At 70.9% G+C, this 17,353-nt stretch carries 26 protein-coding genes and 10 pseudogenes; 18 read left to right on the forward strand and 18 right to left on the reverse strand.

Annotated elements, in window-relative coordinates:
* Positions 1-40: 40 nt before the first annotated feature.
* Entirely contained in the window at positions 41-670 is a 630-nt protein-coding gene (gene thyA, locus ACZ8AI_RS20825; RefSeq protein ID WP_464859692.1) for a thymidylate synthase, read from the reverse strand.
* The gene (locus ACZ8AI_RS20830; RefSeq protein ID WP_464859693.1) at positions 667-885 is read right to left on the reverse strand and encodes a hypothetical protein; all 219 of its coding nucleotides are present in this window, start codon (positions 883-885) and stop codon (positions 667-669) included. Before ACZ8AI_RS20830 ends, thyA begins: the two co-directional genes overlap by 4 nt.
* A 38-nt stretch (positions 886-923) precedes the next feature.
* Between ACZ8AI_RS20830 and ACZ8AI_RS20835 the strand changes: the two genes are divergently transcribed.
* Both ACZ8AI_RS20835 and ACZ8AI_RS20840 read left to right on the forward strand, forming a co-directional pair.
* Positions 924-1,136, forward strand: a complete 213-nt coding sequence (locus ACZ8AI_RS20835; RefSeq protein WP_464859694.1) for an NAD-dependent epimerase/dehydratase family protein — start codon at positions 924-926, stop codon at positions 1,134-1,136.
* Positions 1,133-1,873, forward strand: coding sequence for a hypothetical protein (locus ACZ8AI_RS20840; RefSeq protein ID WP_464859695.1), 741 nt, complete (start codon positions 1,133-1,135; stop codon positions 1,871-1,873). The genes ACZ8AI_RS20835 and ACZ8AI_RS20840 overlap by 4 nt, the downstream gene beginning before the upstream one ends.
* Here the strand turns inward: ACZ8AI_RS20840 and ACZ8AI_RS20845 are convergent.
* The 9 genes and pseudogenes from ACZ8AI_RS20845 to ACZ8AI_RS20885 all read right to left on the reverse strand — a co-directional run bounded on the left by ACZ8AI_RS20845 (position 1,870) and on the right by ACZ8AI_RS20885 (position 5,470).
* Complete coding sequence (locus tag ACZ8AI_RS20845; protein WP_464859696.1) at positions 1,870-2,337, reverse strand: tetratricopeptide repeat protein; 468 nt, start codon at positions 2,335-2,337, stop codon at positions 1,870-1,872. The two genes, ACZ8AI_RS20840 and ACZ8AI_RS20845, sit on opposite strands and share 4 nt — an antisense overlap.
* Before the next feature lie 6 nt (positions 2,338-2,343).
* A complete protein-coding gene (locus ACZ8AI_RS20850; protein ID WP_464859697.1) occupies positions 2,344-2,886 on the reverse strand; it encodes a dihydrodipicolinate reductase C-terminal domain-containing protein in 543 nt (180 codons plus the stop codon).
* Between the two features lie 73 nt (positions 2,887-2,959).
* The gene (locus ACZ8AI_RS20855; RefSeq protein WP_464859730.1) at positions 2,960-3,034 is read right to left on the reverse strand and encodes a hypothetical protein; all 75 of its coding nucleotides are present in this window, start codon (positions 3,032-3,034) and stop codon (positions 2,960-2,962) included.
* An 86-nt stretch (positions 3,035-3,120) separates the two neighbouring features.
* Complete coding sequence (locus ACZ8AI_RS20860; protein ID WP_464859698.1) at positions 3,121-3,375, reverse strand: hypothetical protein; 255 nt, start codon at positions 3,373-3,375, stop codon at positions 3,121-3,123.
* A gap of 275 nt (positions 3,376-3,650) precedes the next feature.
* A pseudogene (locus ACZ8AI_RS20865) lies at positions 3,651-4,247 on the reverse strand (histidine phosphatase family protein); the annotation flags it as partial.
* Positions 4,248-4,255: 8 nt separating this feature from the next.
* Positions 4,256-4,453: a hypothetical protein gene (locus ACZ8AI_RS20870; protein ID WP_464859699.1), complete on the reverse strand. Its 198-nt coding sequence runs from the start codon at positions 4,451-4,453 to the stop codon at positions 4,256-4,258.
* A complete protein-coding gene (locus tag ACZ8AI_RS20875) occupies positions 4,450-4,659 on the reverse strand; it encodes an insulinase family protein (protein ID WP_464859700.1) in 210 nt (69 codons plus the stop codon). Before ACZ8AI_RS20875 ends, ACZ8AI_RS20870 begins: the two co-directional genes overlap by 4 nt.
* 85 nt (positions 4,660-4,744) lie before the next feature.
* Entirely contained in the window at positions 4,745-5,137 is a 393-nt protein-coding gene (locus ACZ8AI_RS20880) for an insulinase family protein (RefSeq protein WP_464859701.1), read from the reverse strand.
* A 108-nt stretch (positions 5,138-5,245) separates the two neighbouring features.
* The gene (locus ACZ8AI_RS20885; RefSeq protein ID WP_464859702.1) at positions 5,246-5,470 is read right to left on the reverse strand and encodes an insulinase family protein; all 225 of its coding nucleotides are present in this window, start codon (positions 5,468-5,470) and stop codon (positions 5,246-5,248) included.
* Between the two features lie 543 nt (positions 5,471-6,013).
* On the opposite strand from ACZ8AI_RS20885, the gene ACZ8AI_RS20890 reads away from it, so the two are divergent.
* The 6 genes and pseudogenes from ACZ8AI_RS20890 (at position 6,014) to ACZ8AI_RS20915 (ending at position 8,319) form a co-directional block, all read left to right on the forward strand.
* The gene (locus ACZ8AI_RS20890) at positions 6,014-6,691 is read left to right on the forward strand and encodes a TetR/AcrR family transcriptional regulator (protein ID WP_464859703.1); all 678 of its coding nucleotides are present in this window, start codon (positions 6,014-6,016) and stop codon (positions 6,689-6,691) included.
* Complete coding sequence (locus ACZ8AI_RS20895) at positions 6,645-6,920, forward strand: hypothetical protein (protein WP_464859704.1); 276 nt, start codon at positions 6,645-6,647, stop codon at positions 6,918-6,920. The genes ACZ8AI_RS20890 and ACZ8AI_RS20895 overlap by 47 nt, the downstream gene beginning before the upstream one ends.
* Positions 6,917-7,261: pseudogene (locus tag ACZ8AI_RS20900) on the forward strand (ferritin-like domain-containing protein); the annotation flags it as partial. The gene ACZ8AI_RS20895 and the pseudogene ACZ8AI_RS20900, both read left to right, overlap by 4 nt.
* Positions 7,170-7,607: pseudogene (locus ACZ8AI_RS20905) on the forward strand (hypothetical protein); the annotation flags it as partial. The pseudogenes ACZ8AI_RS20900 and ACZ8AI_RS20905, both read left to right, overlap by 92 nt.
* Positions 7,608-7,808: 201 nt before the next feature.
* Positions 7,809-8,000 (forward strand): annotated as a pseudogene (locus ACZ8AI_RS20910) (YbhB/YbcL family Raf kinase inhibitor-like protein); the annotation flags it as partial.
* The gene (locus ACZ8AI_RS20915; protein WP_464859705.1) at positions 7,921-8,319 is read left to right on the forward strand and encodes a hypothetical protein; all 399 of its coding nucleotides are present in this window, start codon (positions 7,921-7,923) and stop codon (positions 8,317-8,319) included. The pseudogene ACZ8AI_RS20910 and the gene ACZ8AI_RS20915, both read left to right, overlap by 80 nt.
* A gap of 96 nt (positions 8,320-8,415) precedes the next feature.
* On the opposite strand, the gene ACZ8AI_RS20920 is transcribed toward ACZ8AI_RS20915, so the two are convergent.
* Genes ACZ8AI_RS20920 through ACZ8AI_RS20935 form a run of 4 tightly spaced genes read right to left on the reverse strand, consistent with a single transcriptional unit; the run spans position 8,416 to position 10,949 of the window.
* Entirely contained in the window at positions 8,416-9,111 is a 696-nt protein-coding gene (locus tag ACZ8AI_RS20920) for a KH domain-containing protein (protein WP_464859706.1), read from the reverse strand.
* 34 nt (positions 9,112-9,145) lie between these two features.
* Positions 9,146-9,637, reverse strand: a complete 492-nt coding sequence (locus ACZ8AI_RS20925) for a hypothetical protein (RefSeq protein WP_464859707.1) — start codon at positions 9,635-9,637, stop codon at positions 9,146-9,148.
* A gap of 14 nt (positions 9,638-9,651) precedes the next feature.
* Positions 9,652-10,140, reverse strand: coding sequence for a hypothetical protein (locus ACZ8AI_RS20930; protein WP_464859708.1), 489 nt, complete (start codon positions 10,138-10,140; stop codon positions 9,652-9,654).
* A complete protein-coding gene (locus ACZ8AI_RS20935) occupies positions 10,071-10,949 on the reverse strand; it encodes a hypothetical protein (protein WP_464859709.1) in 879 nt (292 codons plus the stop codon). Before ACZ8AI_RS20935 ends, ACZ8AI_RS20930 begins: the two co-directional genes overlap by 70 nt.
* A gap of 116 nt (positions 10,950-11,065) precedes the next feature.
* On the opposite strand from ACZ8AI_RS20935, the gene ACZ8AI_RS20940 reads away from it, so the two are divergent.
* The 7 genes and pseudogenes from ACZ8AI_RS20940 to ACZ8AI_RS20970 form a co-directional block, all read left to right on the forward strand.
* Positions 11,066-11,338, forward strand: a complete 273-nt coding sequence (locus ACZ8AI_RS20940; RefSeq protein ID WP_464859710.1) for a hypothetical protein — start codon at positions 11,066-11,068, stop codon at positions 11,336-11,338.
* Positions 11,335-11,583, forward strand: a complete 249-nt coding sequence (locus ACZ8AI_RS20945; RefSeq protein WP_464859711.1) for a hypothetical protein — start codon at positions 11,335-11,337, stop codon at positions 11,581-11,583. Before ACZ8AI_RS20940 ends, ACZ8AI_RS20945 begins: the two co-directional genes overlap by 4 nt.
* A 402-nt stretch (positions 11,584-11,985) precedes the next feature.
* The gene (locus tag ACZ8AI_RS20950) at positions 11,986-12,123 is read left to right on the forward strand and encodes an aggregation-promoting factor C-terminal-like domain-containing protein (protein ID WP_464859712.1); all 138 of its coding nucleotides are present in this window, start codon (positions 11,986-11,988) and stop codon (positions 12,121-12,123) included.
* Between the two features lie 54 nt (positions 12,124-12,177).
* A pseudogene (locus tag ACZ8AI_RS20955) lies at positions 12,178-12,432 on the forward strand (hypothetical protein); the annotation flags it as partial.
* Positions 12,324-12,659, forward strand: coding sequence for a hypothetical protein (locus ACZ8AI_RS20960; protein WP_464859734.1), 336 nt, complete (start codon positions 12,324-12,326; stop codon positions 12,657-12,659). The pseudogene ACZ8AI_RS20955 and the gene ACZ8AI_RS20960, both read left to right, overlap by 109 nt.
* Positions 12,566-13,198 carry a GDP-mannose 4,6-dehydratase gene (locus ACZ8AI_RS20965; protein ID WP_464859713.1) on the forward strand — a complete coding sequence of 211 codons (633 nt, stop codon included), beginning with the start codon at positions 12,566-12,568 and terminating at the stop codon, positions 13,196-13,198. The genes ACZ8AI_RS20960 and ACZ8AI_RS20965 overlap by 94 nt, the downstream gene beginning before the upstream one ends.
* A gap of 2 nt (positions 13,199-13,200) precedes the next feature.
* Positions 13,201-14,020 (forward strand): annotated as a pseudogene (locus tag ACZ8AI_RS20970) (GDP-mannose 4,6-dehydratase); the annotation flags it as partial.
* A 172-nt stretch (positions 14,021-14,192) separates the two neighbouring features.
* Here the strand turns inward: ACZ8AI_RS20970 and ACZ8AI_RS20975 are convergent.
* The 3 genes and pseudogenes from ACZ8AI_RS20975 to ACZ8AI_RS20985 all read right to left on the reverse strand — a co-directional run.
* Positions 14,193-14,813: pseudogene (locus ACZ8AI_RS20975) on the reverse strand (CE1759 family FMN reductase); the annotation flags it as partial.
* A gap of 146 nt (positions 14,814-14,959) precedes the next feature.
* A pseudogene (gene rpsO, locus ACZ8AI_RS20980) lies at positions 14,960-15,224 on the reverse strand (30S ribosomal protein S15).
* Positions 15,225-15,327: 103 nt separating this feature from the next.
* Complete coding sequence (locus ACZ8AI_RS20985; RefSeq protein WP_464859731.1) at positions 15,328-15,597, reverse strand: VanZ family protein; 270 nt, start codon at positions 15,595-15,597, stop codon at positions 15,328-15,330.
* 366 nt (positions 15,598-15,963) lie between these two features.
* On the opposite strand from ACZ8AI_RS20985, the pseudogene ACZ8AI_RS20990 reads away from it, so the two are divergent.
* The 3 genes and pseudogenes from ACZ8AI_RS20990 to ACZ8AI_RS21000 all read left to right on the forward strand — a co-directional run.
* Positions 15,964-16,422, forward strand: a pseudogene (locus ACZ8AI_RS20990) (glycoside hydrolase family 6 protein); the annotation flags it as partial.
* Positions 16,423-16,468: 46 nt separating this feature from the next.
* Positions 16,469-16,681 (forward strand): annotated as a pseudogene (locus tag ACZ8AI_RS20995) (hypothetical protein); the annotation flags it as partial.
* Positions 16,660-17,019, forward strand: coding sequence for a glycoside hydrolase family 6 protein (locus ACZ8AI_RS21000; protein WP_464859732.1), 360 nt, complete (start codon positions 16,660-16,662; stop codon positions 17,017-17,019). The pseudogene ACZ8AI_RS20995 and the gene ACZ8AI_RS21000, both read left to right, overlap by 22 nt.
* Positions 17,020-17,353: the final 334 nt, after the last annotated feature.

Consider the following 17,353-nt stretch of genomic DNA (forward strand, 5'->3'; position numbering starts at 1 on the left):
CGGCTCGGTCCAGCCAGCTCGGTCGCGCTGCCGTCCGGCATCAGACGGCGACGGCGGCCTTGATGGCCGTGTGGTGGTGGTATCCGACGACGCGTGAAGTCCTCGTACTCGTAGTCGTCGATCGAGTCGCGCGGGGCGAGTCGAGCATCGGCATCGGGTAGGCCGTGCGGGACAGTTGCTCCTCGACCTGCTCGACGTGGTTGTCGTACACGTGGCAGTCGCCGCCGGTCCACACGAAGTCGCCGACCTCGAGCCCGGCCTGCGCCGCGATCAGGTGGGTGAGCAACGCGTACGACGCGATGCTGGAACGGCACGCCGAGGAACATGTCCGCGCTCCGCTGGTGGCCAGCTGGCACGACAGCTTGCCGTCGTTGACGTAGAACTGGAAGAACGCGTGGCACGGGGCCAGGGCCATGTCCGGCACGTCGGCGACGTTCCACGCCGAGACGATCAGGCGGGCGGGAGTCCGGGTTCGACGTGATCTGCTCGATGACCCGGTGCGCGATCTGGTCGACGTGCTCCTCGACGGCGTCGGCCACGAGCGCCACTGCACGCCGTACACCGGACCGAGGTCGCCGTCCTCGCCCGCCCACTCGTTCCAGATGCGGACGCCGTGCTCCTGCAGCCAGCGGGCGTTGCCGTCACCGCGGAGGAACCAGAGGCAGCTCATACGGCCACGGACTTGAAGTGCACGCGCTTGGTCGTGACGAGCGGGAAGCCCTTCTCGACAGGTCGTAGCGGAGCTAAGTGCCGAAGATGCTCCGCGTGCCGGTCCCGGTGCGGTCGCCCTTCGGAGCCCCTTCGTCGAGGACCCGGGCGGAGCAGAGTCTCTTCGTACGGCGTCGGGACGGTGGGGTCGGGCTGCACGGTCTCGCTGTCGGTCACACACAGAAGACTACGTCGACGTGAGTAGCGTTGCAGCCATGGCAGACACGGCGGAACAGCTGCTCTCGATCCTCGTCGCCGGCGCGTCCGGCTTCATCGGCACCCCGCTCGTCCGCGCCCTGCGCGACGCGGGACACCAGGTGACGACGCGCCCGTCCGGCGCGAACCGCGCACGGCGAGCGAGTTCCGCTGGTCCCCGGGCTTCCGGCCGCTCGATCCGGCCATCCTCGACGGCGCCGACGTGGTGGTGAACCTCGCCGGCGCGAACATCGGCAGCCTCTGGACCGAGTCCTACAAGCAGGAGATCCGCCGGTCGCGCGTCGACGTCACCGAGACCCTCGTCGAGGCGATGCGGCGCCGCGCGGTCCCACCTGCGCTCTTCCTGTCCGGCTCGGCGTCGGGCGTGTACGGCGACCGGCCGGCCGACGTCCTGCAGGACGACGCCGCCCGGGGGCAGCGGCGCGCGCGCGCGCGCGCGCGCGCGCGCGCGCGCCGAGGTCTGCACGGTGTGGGAGGCCGCGCGAACACGGCGCCCGAGGGTGTCCGCGCCGTCATCGCCCGCACCGTACCGTCGGCAAGGGCGGCGGGTGCCCTGGCTCCGGTTTCGTCCCGCTCACGAAGACCGGACTCGGCGGGCGGCTCGGCACCGGTGGGCAGTTCTGGTCGTGGATCGCGCTCGAGGACGAGGTCGGCGCGATCGTGCACCTCGCGACGAGCCTGTCCGCGTCCTGGAGGTGCGGGCCGGGTGAACCTCGCCGGACCTGAGCCCGCCGTGGCCGACCGCATCACGAAGCGCGTCGCCGAGGACCTGCACCGGCCGTACCTGTTCCGGATGCCCGGGTTCGCACTCCGGCTCGTGCTGCGCGAGGCCGCCGACGAGATGCTGCTGTCGAGCCAGCAGATGACGAAGCCCTCGAGTCCGGCTATGCCCGGTACCCGCGCGCCGAGGACGCGGTCGACGCCACGTTCTAGCCCAGTGCCGTTCTAGCCCTCCGCACCGCGCTCGACTTCGACAGGGCCGTGCGCATGGCGGCGCGGGCGCGCCTGGTCACCGGCCGCGTCGTACACGACGCCGAGGCGGTACCAGCCTCGCCAGTCCGCCGGGTCCTGCTCGACCGCGGCCTTGTAGGTCGGGAACAGCTCGTCGGCGGCCTCGCGCTCCGGCCGCCCCGAGGGTCGCATTCCCGGCACCACGTCGGCCGGGGCGCCCTCGCGTTCGAGCCGTGCCCCGAGGCGGGTGATGCGGATGCCGAACCGGAACTCGAGCACGAGCAGCAGTGCGCCGATCGCCGCGACGACGAAGAGCGCGACGCCGATGCCGATGCCGATCGGCAACCCGGTCGCGATGAACGCGACGGCCCGCTGCCCGACGAGCACGATGTACAGCGCCAGCAGCACCGTCATGAGGGCGGCGCCCCAGAACGGCGACCGCAGCGATCGAGCGACGCCCACGGCGGGTCAGCCGATGTCGAGGACGCTGCCGAGGCCGACCGTCAGGCCGCGCATCGAGCCGACCGCCGACAGCGCGGCGCGGATGCCGGCCAGGTAGGCGACGTCGTCGTTGGTGTCGTGCCGGATCGTCAGGGTCTCGCCGGGTCCGCTCAGCAGGACGTCCTGCACGGCCTTCACCTCGGGCAGCCGGAGCGAGTGGATCGGCACGCTGGCGACCTGCTGGCCGCGGGCGCGCTGGGGTGGGCCTCGACCGGACCGACCTCGCGCCGGGCCTCGGCGATGAGCCTGGCGGTGCGGACGGCGGTGCCCGAGGGCGAGTCGATCTTTCCGGGCGTGGTGCGTCTCGACGATCTCCACCGACGGGAACCACGGCGCCGCGATCGTCGCCAGGTGCGTGCCGAGCACCGACCCGATCGAGAAGTTCGGGACCACGAACACGCCCTGCCCGGGGCGCTGCTCGAGCCCGGCACGGAGCTTCGCCAGGCGGTCCTGCGACCACCCGGACGTGCCGACCAGGACGTTCGCGCCGCTCTCGAGGGCGGTGTCCACGATGGCCGGGCCGAGCGCCGGACCGTCACGTCGACCACGAGCGCGGCGCCGCGGAACACCGACGGGCCGGTTTTCAGGTGCCCCTGTCCTTCGACGACAGACTCGCGACGAGCTCGAAGTCCGGGTGTTCCTCGACGACGGCGGCCACGAGGCCCCCGAGACGACCGGTGGCGCCGACGACGGCGACGGAGTGACCATGCGTCCCATCCTAGGATCGACACATGACGCTCGAGGTCAGGACCGTGCCGGCAGACGCCCCAGGACGAGCTGCTCGACGCCTACCTCGACGAGCGCGAGGCGACGTTCCCGAGCGCGCAGGGCTCGTACGCCTGGAAGCGCACCCCGGCGGACGAGTTCACGCCGCCGAACGGCACCTTCGTCGTGGGCGGGTACGACGGCGGCCTGCCGGTCGGCTGCGGCGGGCTCCGGCGGATCCCAAACGACGACGGCGACGACGACGGCGACGACGTCCGCTTCGAGGTGAAGCACGTCTTCGTCACCCCCGCGGGTCGGGACGTGGCGTCGCGACCGCGGTCATGGACGCGCTCGAAGCCGACGCCGTGCGGCTCGGGGCAACCGCGGTCGTGCTCGACACGAACGACTACCCGTCGCCGCGGGGGCGATGTGCTGAGCCGCGGCTACCAGCGCGTGGAGCCGTTCAACGCGAACCCCAACGCGACCGCCTGGTACCGCAAGCCGGTGCGCTGAGGCGATCCGCGCCTCCAGGACGGCACGACGCGACGATCCGCCGGGGCGGGACGCTGGACGGGCTGGCCGACGGGCAGACCCTGCAGGAGCTCGACGGGCAGGTGCGCCAGGTCGTTCAGGGCGACCACCCCGGCCGGCTTCGCGGACCGGATGCGGATGATCGTCAGCGCCGTGTGCGCGACGTTCGTGCCCATCCAGCGCCACTCCGGCGCCTGGAACGCCTCGCGCACGAACCAGCCGATGACGGCGTTGTGCGTGATGAGGTCGTGCCGGTCCTGCGCGCGGGCGTGAAACCACTGGCGACGGCGTCGCCCATCTGCGCCTGTCCGGCGACGATCTCCTCTTCGGTGATGTCGCCGGTACCACCCCTGGTAGGCGTGCGGCATGTCCGGCGTGGGTCCGGAGGGGATGCAGCTTGAAGAGCAGGGTCGACGGCTCCGGCTGGATCGCCGGCAACCGCTGCGCCAAGAATGACGCCGTCTCGCTCGGGGCCTCCAACGGGGGAGTGGCGACGCCGTCGAAGGGCACCCCGCCGAGACGGTCCGCCACGACCGCCTGCCGCTTGCCGCGCGCTCCGACAGCTTGCCGTCGCGGAGTCCGTGTTCCGCGTCCTGGTGCTCACCGTGCCGGACGAGGTAGAGGTAGTGCGACATGTCGGTGCTCAACCGCCGATCCTGATCGCGGCTGCCAGTTCGTCCTGCCGCACGGCGCCCACCACCGAGGTGATCGTCGGGCGGGTGAGCAGGTCGCGCGCCAGGTCGAGGACGTCGGCGGTGGTGACCTGGTCCACGCGCTCGAGGGCGGTCGCGAGGTCGGTGAACTCGCCCGTGCCGAGCTCGGAGCGGCCGAGGCGGGTCATGCGGGCGTCGGAGTCCTCGAGCGAGAGCGTGAGCGCACCTCGATCTGCCCCTTCGCGCGCCGGAGTTCGTCGCTGGTGATGCCGTCTTCGACCATCCGGCGGAACTCGGCGTCGACGATCTCGATGACCCCGGGGACGTTGTCCGGGGCGTACCCGGCGAAGCCGAAGGCGCCGTTGTCGAGGTAGGCGGGCGCGAACGAGCTCACCGCGTAGGCGAGGCCGCGGCGCTCGCGCACTCCTTGGAAGAGCCGGAGCCCAGGGCGCCGCCACCGAGGACGGCGTTCAGCACGCTCAGGACGGGACGGCGTTCGTCGCGGAGGTCGAGGCCCTGCGAGCCGCGCAGCATGCTGACCTGTTCGGTCGGACGGTGCACGACGGAGAGCTTCGGCGTTGCCTTGTCCGCCACCGGCTGCGGCGTGCGTCGGCCAGCGGCGAGGCCGTCGGCGCGCCCTGGAACACCGCCTCGACCAGGGCGCAGAAGGCGTCGTGGTCCAGCGCGCCGGCGGCGGTGACGACGATGCCGCCCGGGGCGTAGTGCTCGCGGTAGTGCGCCAGGACCTCGTCGCGCGCACCGCGCGGATGCTCTCCGGCGTGCCAATCGGCCGGACCGAGGGCGTGCCCGCTGTCGAAGGCCGCCGCGAAGAACGCCTCGCCGGCGACGTCGGCGGGGTCGTCCGCCGCCATCGCGAGCCTTCGAGGATGACGCCGCGCTCGACGTCGAACGCCGCCGCCTCGAGCACGGAGCCGGTGACCATGTCGCCGATCACCTCGACCGCCATCGGGACGTCGGCGTCACGGACGCGGGAGTAGTGCAGGTGTACTCCTTCGCGGTGGCGGCGTTGCGTTCGCCGCCGACCGAGTCGAAGCGCTGGAGATCGCGATGAGCGCCGAGCGCTTCGCGGTGCCCTTGAAGAGCAGGTGTTCGAGGAAGTGCGTCGACCCGTACTTAGCTTCGCGCTCGTCCCGCGACCCCACCCCCACCCAGAAGCCGAGACTGGTCGAGGCCGTGCCGGGCATCGCCTTCGGTCAGGACCCGCACGCCTGAGGGCAGGACGGTTCGGCGGACAGCGCGCCCCCGGACGTCAGGAACGACGTGTCCGGGGCCCGAGTGGCAACGGCACTGGGTGGTTCATCGCAGACGAGCCTACGGATACCCCGGCCTTCCTCACCCAGTTTCCCGGGCCCGGCCGTTCACCGCTCGGTGCGTCACTCGAAGTGGGGTACATGAAGTGAGGATAGAAAGACTCGTCTGTCTGTCCTCCGGTGCTACCGTTGTTGCTACCGGACGCTCCCTAGATTCCGATCCGGTGGCTCGGGACACGGGGGCCCTGCGCGGCACACGAGTTCCCCCACTCAGCCGCCGCGGAGCCGATGAGTCCAAGGAGAGCCACGCTGTGACGGTCGATTCCCCCCAACCGACCGTCCAGCGTCTCCCTGGCCCGAGCACGAACCTCGCGTCGCCGGACGGGTCGAGCGTCCCCCCGACTCCCCGCCCGCGGCGCGAAGGTCCGTGTCCTCGAGACCGCCACGCGGCTCTTCTACGAAGAGGGCATCCACAGCGTGGGCGTCGACCGCCTCATCTCCGAGGCGAGCGTCACCAAGGCGACGTTCTACAAGCACTACGGGTCGAAGGACAACCCGATCCTCGCCTACATCCGCACCCAGCACGAACGCGTGCAGCAGCGGATGGAACAGCTCGTCACCGACGCCGGCAGCCCGTCGAAGGCCGTCCGCGCCTGGGTCGCCGCCCTCACCGACGAGGTCAACGACCCCGACTTCCGCGGGCGCGTTCCTGAACGCCGCCGCCGAGTACCACGACCCCCGCGACCCCGTGCGCGAGGTCGTCGCCATGCACCGCGACTGGTACACGGAGCGGCTGGCCGACCTGCTGCAGGACGCCGGGCACGCTGCCGGGCGACGGCGCGGACGAGTTCATGCTGGCGCGCGACGGCGCCATGTCCGGCGCCTACGCCGGCGACGCCATCGCGGCGACGGCCGCGCTGGGTCGCGTCGAGCGCGTGCTCGCCGCCTGACGCAATCGCCGCTTTCCGCGTTCACCTGGTCACACCCCCGTTCTGGGGGTACGGTGACCGCACGATCGACCATCCCGCCGGTCGTGGCTCGCCCGGCCCGTTTCCTGCAGCGCCGGCGGGGTCCCGTGCTGCCAGCACGCCTCGAGGACGACAACGATGTGTTCGACAACGCCTTCATCCGTCACGCCGTCGACCGGAGCGCTGAGAACGCGCTCGACCGCCGACGCTTCTTCACAGCCGCCGGCGTCGCCGGTGTCTCCGCCGGGGTCGCCACCCTGAGCACCTCGGTGCTCGGAGCCGCTCCCGCCTCCGCCTCCCCGGAAGAGGACGGCGCGGTGTCCGACGCCGCCATCCTCACCAGGCTCAACCTCGAGTACCTCGAGGCCGAGTTCTACCTCCGCGCCGTCTTCGGCACGGGCTTCTCCGAAGCATGACCGGTGGACTCGACCTACGTGGTCCGGTCGTCGGTGGGCGGAAGGTCCCGTTCAGGACGCCGGCGATCCGCGCCATCGCCACCGAGATCGCCAGCGACGAACGAGCGCACGTCGCGTTCCTCCGAGCGGCGCTCGGCGGGGCGGTGGTCTCCCGTCCGAAGATCGACTTCTACGAACAGCTTCACGGCGGCGGCACGTGCCGCCGGCGTCGTCGGACCCACGGGTACCTTCGACCCCTTCGCCAGCGAAGAGGCGTTCCTGCTCGGCGCCTACGTCTTCGAGGACGTCGGCGTCACCGCGTACAAGGCGCGGCGCCGCTCATCACCAACAAGACGTACCTCAGCGCAGCCGCCGGCATCCTCGCCGTCGAGGCCTACCACGCCGGGATCATCCGCTCGAAGCTGTTCGACAAGGGCCTTCAGGTCCCGGCGAACAAGATCTTCGACGCCCGCGACTCGCTCGACGGTCCGACCGACGACGACCAGGCATCACGACGGCGGCCGGGTGCCCTCAACCTCGTCCTCGATGGACGCGAACGCGCTCGCCTACGGACGTACCGCCGAGCGCGTGCTCAACATCGTGTTCCTCACGCCGAACCTGATCGACAAGGGCGGCTTCTTCCCGGAGGGCGTCAACGGTTCGATCGTCGCCAGCGGGAACCCCGGGAGCGCGACCGGACCCGCCTGACCTGACCGGTCGCCCTGAGCGCGACCAGCTGACCGACTGGAGGCACGGTGCCCGTCCGCACCGCGCCTCTCCTGTCCGTCTCCCGGTCGCCGCCGGGGCGACGGTGGTTGCCTGGACGCATGTCCAACGACTCCAACTGGAACCTCCCCGAGGTCCCGTCCTTCACCCTGGACCAGCCCCGACTTCTCCGACGGCGGTGTCCTGCCCGAGTGGGCACGCGGCACCGACGCCGGCGGCGAGGACCGCTCCCCGCGCTCGAGTGGTCCGGCGCCCGAGGGAACCCAGAGCTACGTCCTCACCGTGTACGACCCCGATGCGCCGACCGGTTCGGGCTTCTGGCACTGGAGTCTCACGGACATCCCGGGCAGCGCGACCTCGTTGCCGCAGAACGCCGGGACGGACGACGCCCTGCTCCCCGCCGAGGCCCTCCGTCGTCACAACGAGTTCGGCACCGACATCGTTCCTCGGCGAGGCGCCGCCCGCCGGGCACGGTCCGCACCGCTACTTCTTCACGCTGAGCGCCCTCGACGTCCCCGTACTCGAGGTCCTCGCGGACGCGGCCCCGCGGTCGTCGGCTTCATGCTGCGCGACCACCTGCTCGGGCGCGCGCAGCTCGTCGGCACGCAGGAGACGCCCGCCTCCTGACCGGCACGCGGCACCGCGCCGCGTTCTTTCGCGCGCAGCGACAGTTCACGCGGCGCCGTGCCCGTGAGGTGTCGCTGGCCGCGAAAGCACGCGCGGCCAACCCGCGTGACACCGCCCACAACGAACGGCCGCCGCCCCGGAAGGGACGACGGCCGTTCGTGCGTCAGGACGCGGGAGGGATCAGCCTCGGCCGGGTCCTCGGCGTGGGCGCGGACACCCTCGGGATCGGAGCGACTCTTGCCGGCGACGACCGGCGCGAGCGAGAGCTGTCGCGGTCGTCCACCCAGTGACCTCGACCAGGATCTTCTGGCCGACGCCGAGCACGTCCTCGACGTTCTCCACACGCTTGCCACCGGCGAGCTTGCGGACCTCGGAGACGTGGAGCAGCCCGTCGCGGGGTTCGAGCAGCGACACGAACGCACCGAACGTCGCGATCTTGACGACCGTGCCGAGGAACTGGTCCTCGATTCCTGCTCCGTCGGGTTCGCGATCGCGTTGACCTGGGCACGAGCGGCCTCGGCCGAGGGACCGTCGACGGCGCCGATGTAGACCGTGCCGTCGTCCTCGATCGAGATGTCCGCACCGGTCTGTCCTGGATGCCGTTGATCGTCTTGCCCTTCGGGCCGATCAGCTCGCCGATCTTGTCGACGGGGATCTGCACCGAGATGACACGAGGAGCGGTGTCCGCCATCTCATCGGGGGCGTCGATCGCCTCGTTGAGCACACCGAGGATGGCCGAGCGGGCCTCCTTGGCCTGCTTCAGCGCGGCGTCGAGCACCGACGAGGGGATGCCGTCGAGCTTCGTGTCCAGCTGGATGGCCGTGACGAAGTCGGAGGTACCGGCGACCTTGAAGTCCATGTCGCCGAGCAAGGCTCAGCACCGAGGATGTCGGTCAGCGCCGCGTAGCGGGTCTGACCGTCGACGGTGTCGGAGACGAGGCCCATCGCGATGCCGGCGACCGGGGCCTTGAGGCACACCGGTGTTGAGCAGCGACAGGGTCGAGGCGCAGACGGAACCCATCGACGTCGAACCGTTGGAGCCGAGGGCCTCGGACACCTGACGGATCGCGTAGGGGAACTCTCGCGCGACGGCAGCACCTCGACGAGGGCGCGCTCGGCGAGGAAGTCGTGCCCGACTCGCGACGCTTCGGCGACCCCACACGACTGGTCTCACCCGTCGAGTACGGCGGGAAGTTGTAGTGGTGCAGGTAGCGCTTCTTGGTGACCGGCGACAGCGAGTCGATCTGCTGCTCCATCTTGAGCATGTTCAGCGTGACGCCCAGGATCTGGGTCTCACCGCGCTGGAATGCCGAACCGTGGACGCGCGGGATCACGGCGACCTCGGCGTCGAGCGGACGGATGTCGGCGAGGCCGCGGCCGTCCATGTGGACCTGCTCGGTCAGGATGCGGTCGCGGACGACCTTCTTCGTGACCGACTTGTAGGCGCCGCTGACCTGGCCGCTGGCGCTCTCGGGAGCTCGCCGGCCGTCACCTTGGCGGCGATGGCCTCCTTGACGCGGGCCTTGAGGGCGTCGTCGGTGCCCTGACGCCTTCGAGCTTGCCGGCGATCTTGTAGATCGCCGCCATCGGAGAGGGCGATCGCCTCGACGGCGTCGTAGACCTCGGGGGCGTACGGCGGGAAGACCGGGTAGTCCTTGATCTCCTTGGCCGACTGCGCGGCCATCTTCGCCTGCGCCTCGACGAGGGACTTGAGGAACGGCTTCGCCGCCTCGAGACCCTGCGCGACGACGGCCTCGTCGGGCTTGGGTGGCGCCGCCCTGGATGAGGTCCCAGCTGTGTCGGCCTCGGCCTCGACCATCATGATGGCGACGTCCTCGTTGCCCGCCTCGTCCGTGACGACACGGCCGGCGACGGTGAGGTCGAACACGGCCTCGGCGAGCTGCGACGCCTTCGGGAACGCGACCCACTGGTCACCGATGAGCGCGAGGCGCACACCGGCGATCGGGGCAGCAGACCGGAGATCTGCGTCGACGCGGACGCCGCGTTGATCGCGAGCGCGTCGTAGAACTCGTCCGGAGCGATGCTCGCGGACGGTGATGACGATCTGACCCTGGCTGCGGAGGCCGTCGACGAACGACGCAGCGGCCGGTCGATGAGACGGCAGACGAGGATCGCCTCGGTGCTGGGACGGCCTTCACGGCGGAAGAACGAACCGGGGATTTTGCCGGGCATGTACGAGCGCTCCTCGACGTCGACGGTCAGCGGGAAGAAGTCGAACTCTTCACGCGGGTGCTTGCCGGCGCTGGTGGCCGAGAGGAGCATCGTGTCCTCGTCGAGGTACGCGGCGACTGCGCCCTGCGCCTGCTGTGCGAGCCGACCGGCCCGAACCGACGGTGCGCTTGCCGTACTTGCCGCCAAGCTGTCGAACGGCCTCGGCGAACGGATCTCGACCCTCCAAAAGGGTGCCTCCTTGAGGTGTTCGGCAGGCTGGGGCCACGGCACCCGCTGGGTGCGTGCGCGCCGAAGGGACGGGACGCATGTCTGGCCAGCAGTAGAAGCACTCGGAACCGTCCGGCCCGCGAGCCACCACCGATGACCAGCTCCGTGCCCGGCCTGCGCAGTGTTTGTCGCAACGCCCGGGGAAACGGTCCCGGACGTGATGGACTTTACCCGTCCGCAGGAAACGGCGGCGAGCTCAGGGCGAACGGGCGTGTCCCCTCGGTAGCCTGCCGCCATGCGCCTCACCCCTCCCGGGGCTTGTTCGTCGCGGCCGCCGTGGTCGTCGGCGCGCTCGTCGCTCCGGTCGTCACTGCGCACCGGCGACCGCGACGGAGTACCCGAGCTGGCAGGACGTGCATGCGAAGGGGAACGAGCAGACCAAGGACGCCGAGGTCGCCCGCGCAGGCCGCGCCCAGGCGGCCCAGGCCGCCGCGGCGAAGTCGCAGACGGTGCTGGACGCCTCCGCGAAGGCGGACGACGCCGAGGCGGACCTGACGGCGGCCACCCAGGGCCGCCACGAGCCCAGGCCCAGGCCGATCGGGCGACCAAGACCGCGGACCGCGCGCAGCAGCGCGCCGGCCAGCTGGCGGCGAACCTGTACCGCGACGGCAGCTCGAACCAGATGACCACGCGGATCGCGACCGCGAAGGACCCGCGCGAGCTCCTCTACCAGCTCAAGTGCCTGGACCAGCTGTCGCCGACCTGGGCGGGCGTGATGGACGACGCGTCCGTCGCGGCGAAGACCGCGTCGTCACTGCACGCGCAGGCGAAGGGCCGAGCACGAGCGTGCCGACCTGGCGGACGCCGCCGGTATCAGCGACCGCCGAAGGACGCCGAGGCCGCGGCGAACGCGGCCGTCGACGACACGTGAGCACAGTGACGAGCTGTACGGCGCAGCTCGCGTCGCTCAAGGACACCACGGCGCAGACCGAGGAGCGGTACGCACTGGGGCAGAAGGTCGCCGCGCAGAAGGCCGAGCAGCAGCGGAAGCGCGAGGCGGCGGCCCGCGCCGCGGCGAACACCGGCTGCACCCACGGGAGGCACCGCCTCGGAGTGGGGGCTCCGGCACGTCGTACCCGAGCACCGGCGGGGTCGTCGTCGACCCGGCGGGCGCACAGGCCTACGCCCGGGAGCGCCTCGCCTCGTACGGCTGGGGCCCCGACCAGCCGGGGTGCCTGCGGGTCCCTCTGGACGCAGGAGTCCGGCTGGCGGGCGAACGCGCTGAACGCCTTCGAGCGGCGCCTACGGCATCCCGCAGTCGCTGCCGGACAAGATGGCCGCGGCCGGACCCGACTGGCGGACGAACGCGGCGACGCAGATCAACTGGGGCCTCGCGTACATCAAGAGTGCCTACGGATCGCCCTGCGCAGCATGGGGCCACGAGATGGGCGTCAACCCGCACTGGTACTGAGCCTTGTCGCCCGATATGTCGGATGCTAAGATGATCTCACCCGATCGGAGCATCATGCAGCAGCGCGCACTCATCACCGGAATCACCGGCCAGGACGGCTCTACCTCTCCCGCCTCCTGTCCGACAAGCGCGAGGTCTACGGGCTGGTCCGTGGGCAGAACAACCCGAAGATCGAACTCAACCAGGACTGGGCTCCCGGCGTGCAGATCGTCACGGGAGACCTGCTCGACCCGTCGAGCCTCCTCCGCGTGCTCAATGCCGGCAAGGGCCCCGGACGAGGTCTACAACCTCGGAGCGATCTCGTTCGTCGCCTACTCCTGGGAGAACGCGCACCTCACCAGTCAGGTGACGGGGATGGGCGTGCTCAACAGCTCGAGGCCGTCCGGCAGTACTCGGACTCGGCGGGACACGACCGCGGTTCTACCAGGCCTCGAGCTCCGAGATGTTCGGCCGGGTACAAGAGGTCCCGCAGTCGGAGACCACGCCTCTGGCCGCGTCGCCCTACGGCGTCGCCAAGGCCTTCGGACACCACATGACGATCAACTACCGCGAGTCGTACGGCATGCACGTCACCGCAACCAGCGGCATGCTGTTCAACCACGAGTCGCCGCTGCGCGGCCCGGAGTTCGTCACGCGCAAGATCTGCGGCCGTCGCGCGGATCGCCCCGCACGCAGCAGCAAGCTCGTGCTCGGCAACCTCGACGCCAAGCGCGACCGGGGGTTCGCCGGCGACTACGTCGAGGCCATGTGGCGGATGCTGCAGCAGGACGAACCGGACGACTACGTCATCGCCACGGGCGAGACCCACGAAGTGCGTGAGTTCCTCGACGTCGCCTTCCACCACGTGGGCATCGACGACTGGGAGCGCTACTGGATCCAGGACCCGCGGTCCATGCGCCCTGCCGAGGTCGACCTGCTGATCGGCGATGCCTCGAAGGCACGAGAGCGTCTCGGATGGCAGCCGCGGGTGTCCTTCCGCCAGCTGGTCACGTCCATGGTGGACGCCGACCTGCAGCGTGAGCGCGTCATGGCGCCGACCTCGTCCCACCACCGGTCGACTGCCGCGGCCGCGTGACCATGCGCGTCCTCGTCACCGGGGTCACCGGGCAGACCGGCAGCTACCTGGCCGAAGTACTCGTCGCGCACGGACACCACGTCATCGGTGTCGCGAACAATCGGCGGGCGTCGGAGCCGCGGTCGACTTCCGGTGCCTCGACCTCCGGGACACGGCGGGCCTCGCGCGGCTCATCGCCGACACCCGGGCCTACAGCATCGTCAACCTCGCCGCCCAGAGTTCGTCGCGCGGTCGGCAGGACCCTCAGGAGACCGCGGTCCTCGATGCCGTCGTCCCCGCCGCCGCGCTCGCCGCCGCCGCCACGCTCGGCGAAACCGGTCACGACTGCCATGTCGTCCAGGCGTCGAGTTCGAGGTCTTCGGGTCTCCGCCGAGCGCGAGCGTCGACGAGTCGACCCCGATCGCCCCGACCAACCCCTACGGCGCGGCGAAGGCGCGGGCACCACCTCGTCGGAGCGCACCGTGCAGCCGGGCCCGTGCGTCGTCCCTGATCCTCTTCAACCACGAGTCCCCGCGACGTCCCCGTCGGTTCGTCTCCCGACGATCACCGCGCAGGTCGCCGACATCGTGCACGGCCGGACCGCGTACCTCACCCTGGCGGACCCGGCCATCGAACGAGATCAGCTGGGCTCCCGACGTCGCCGAGGCCATCCGGCTGGTCGTCGAATCACGGTCCTCCCGCGACTACGTCGTCGCCACGGGTGTCGCGTACAGTGTCGGCGCGTTCGCCGCCGAGGCACTGCGAGCTGCCGGCGTCGACGACCCCGAGAGCCGAATCAGGACGGACGAGGCGCGTCGACGCCCGACCGATGTCCGCACGATCACCGGTGACGCGGGACGGATCCGCAGCGAGCTCGGCTGGCGTCCGACGATGACGTTCGGTGGGGGTCGTCGAGGCCATGGTCGAAGCGGAGCTGCACGCGGCCACGCAGGACGTCGGAGTGGACGCGCCCGGCCCGTGAGACCCCGCGCGTCACGGGGTCCGCGTCATGACCGAGCCCGCCGAGCAGGGACGCGAAGTCCACGGTCTCGGGGAGCGCGTCGGCTTCCTGCGGGTCCGGACGGGAGGCGCGGATCGCCCAGGCCAGATCGACCCCTACCCGACGGATGCGACCGTCCAGAGCGGCGGAATCGGCCTCGCTCCCCCAGTCGTCGGTCGCGGCGAAGACCCCTGTCGGGACGATCGCGGCGAGGTACGCGAAGATCGGTCGCAGCGCGTGGTCGATCGCGAGCGAGTGCCGGGCGGTCCCGCCGGTGGCACCGAGCAGGACGGGCATGTCGGCGAGGGCGTCCTTGTCGAGCACGTCGAGGAAGGACTTCGCGAGCCCGCTCACGCCGGCGGTGAAGATCGGTGTGACGAACACGACCGCGTCGGCCTCGATGACGGTCGCCATCGCGGCGGACAGGGCCGGCGCGGCGAACCCGGTGAGCATGGCGTCGGTGATCTCGTGGGCCAGCGGACGCAGGTCGACGTGCAGGACCTTCGCCGCGCCTCCGGGCATGCCCGTCGCATCCGGAGCGGCGAGCGCCGCGACGGTGGACTCGGCCAGGCGGTCGGCGAGCAGGCGGGTGGAGCTGCCCGAGAGCCCGGCGGAGACGACGGCGATGGTGGTCATGGTGACTTCGACTTTCGATGCGTTTGCATGAACATCGTAGTCAACCGAGCGGGAGCCGCCATCTCTTCGGGGAACGCGCTCCTGACAACAGAACGCCCGGTCCTCACGAGGAGGACCGGGGCGTTCGTCAAGCGTGCTTCGGTCGACTAGCGACGCAGGCCGAGGCGCTCGATGAGCGCACGGTAGCGAGCGATGTCGACGTCGGAGAGGTAACCGAGGAGACGGCGACGCTGACCGACCATGAGCGCAGACCACGACGCGAGTGGTATCGTGCTTGTTCTTGAGGTGCTCGTTCAGGTCGTTGATACGACGCGTCAGAACGGCGACCTGGACCTCGGGGGATCCGGTGTCGCCCGGGTGGGTCGCGTACTCTTCGATGATCTCCTGCTTGACCTTCGCGTCAAGTGCCATAGGTAGATCCCCTTCCTGTCCGTTGCGCGGTGCCCACACCTGATGCGTGAGCGCTCTTTGTCCGCGTAGGCCGTTCGACGGCAACCGGAGAAGACTACCAGAGTCAGGCGTGGTCCGGCGCGCAGCCGACGGCGGCGCGGAGTTGCAGCAGGCTTCGGACGAGTCCGACGAGGGTCGCGCCCAGCATCCCGCCGAGGCCGTTCGACAGGACGTCGCGCGGGTCCGCAACGCGGTACGGCAGGTAGACCGCCTGCGCGACCTCGATGCCGGCGGAGAGGCTGACGCCGACGACGGCACCGAGGAACCACCAGCGCCGCGGCAGCCAGAGCGCCGCGAGCATGCCGACGGGGACGAACATCGCGATGTTCGCCAGGAACTCGGTGCGCTCGTAGGTGAACCAGGTGGCCGTGCGGCAGCTGCTGCACCCAGGCGAGGGCGTGGAGCACGAGGGAGTTCTGCGCCGCGAACACCTGCGGCGTCAGGGTCATCCGCCAGATCACCCAGGCGTACGCCGCGGTCAGGGCGAGGAGGAGGAGCCCGGAACATCCCGCCAGTCTGCGGCACGGTCCTGGCAGGAACCACCACCAGCCTTGGGAACGCCCGGCGAGCCGGTCGAACGGCCGACGGGACCGGCGCCGCGGGTCGGCACACGCCACCGGTCGGCACACGCCGCGGGCCTGGGCGCGCCGCGGATCTCGGACGCGCCGCGGGTCTGGCGCGCCGCGGTCCACCTGCGAGCATGGGCGCATGCCGAGTCTCGAGGGAACCCGTGCACGCCGCAGCTCCGGCCGACGCCGCGGGCTCTGGCTCGTGGTCGGCGCAGTCGTCGTCGCCGCGCTCGGTGACGACGCTCGTCCTCGTCCTCCCCGGCAGCACCGGACCGGACGGACGGCAGGTCGCCGAACGGAAGTCCGCGGCCGATGCCTTCCCGGGCGGCCTCGCCACGCAGCCGCCTGACGAGAACCAGCCGGGCAAGCGCGAAGCCGAGGCCCGCGCCGACGGACAGGACGCGACCGCCGAGAAGATCGCCGTGATCGCCGACCAGCCGATCGGCCACGTGGCTGACGAACACTCGGTCAGCGAGACGCGCGAGACGATCCGCGACGTCGTCCGGAGCGCCGAACGGCAGCACCGCACGCCGGTCTTCGTCCTCTACAACGTGCCCGACCGCGACTGCGGCAGCTACTCGAAGGGCGGCACCGAGGCGAAGGACTACCTGCCGGGTCCGCGAGGCGGCTCGGGCGATGCAGGGGTCGGGTGGTGGTCGTGTTTCCGTCGAACCCGACGCCATCGCCCAGATCCAGGTGTGCAAGCGGCTCGAGGAGGACCGTCTGCTGCTCATCCGCAAGGCCGTCGGCGAGCTCAGCGGCCACGGCCTCACGGTCTACCTGGACGGCGGCAACGAGAACCGGGTGCCGACCGCCACGATGGCGAAGTGGCTGCGCGAGGCCGGCGTCGACCGGACGCAGGGCTTCTTCACGAACGTGTCGAACTTCTACCGCGTCGACCAGGAGCGCGCCTGGCCGCCGACGAACTCGCGGACGCCATCGGCGGCGACCCGCACTTCGTCATCGACGTCTCACGGAACGGCCAGGGCGCGGGACGTGCGGTGCAACCTCGACGGCGCCGGGCTCGGCCAGGCACCCCACGTCACCCGGGGTCCACCCGCCTGGACGCCCTGCTCTGGGTGAAGACCCCCGGCCTGAGCGACGGCACCTGCAACGGTGGACCGGCCGCGGGGCAGTGGTGGGAGTCGTACGCGCTCGGCCTGGTCGAGAACCGTACGCGCGACTGAGTTCCGGGCCGGGCTGTCGGTGCCCGGTGGCTGCATGGCCGCCATGTCACCGACCGGCCGTCTCCACTTCGTCGTCCCGCCCTACCTGCTCCGCGCGGTCGCCGACGCGCCGGACTTCCACGCGCGGCCGAGGCCGCACGGACGGCCCTCGCCTCGCTCGAGACGGTGCAGGCCCCGAAGCACGAGCACCTCGTCCGACCGCGGGGTGTCAGCGGTACCGTCGACCGGTCGCTGCAGCGGACGATCTGGGAAGGAAGCGGCGCACGAAAACGCGAAAGCGTTTCACGATAAATGCGAAAACGGTTAAACACCTGGTTCTGAACGGAACGAAGTA

Source organism: Curtobacterium sp. AC273, assembly GCF_979253735.1.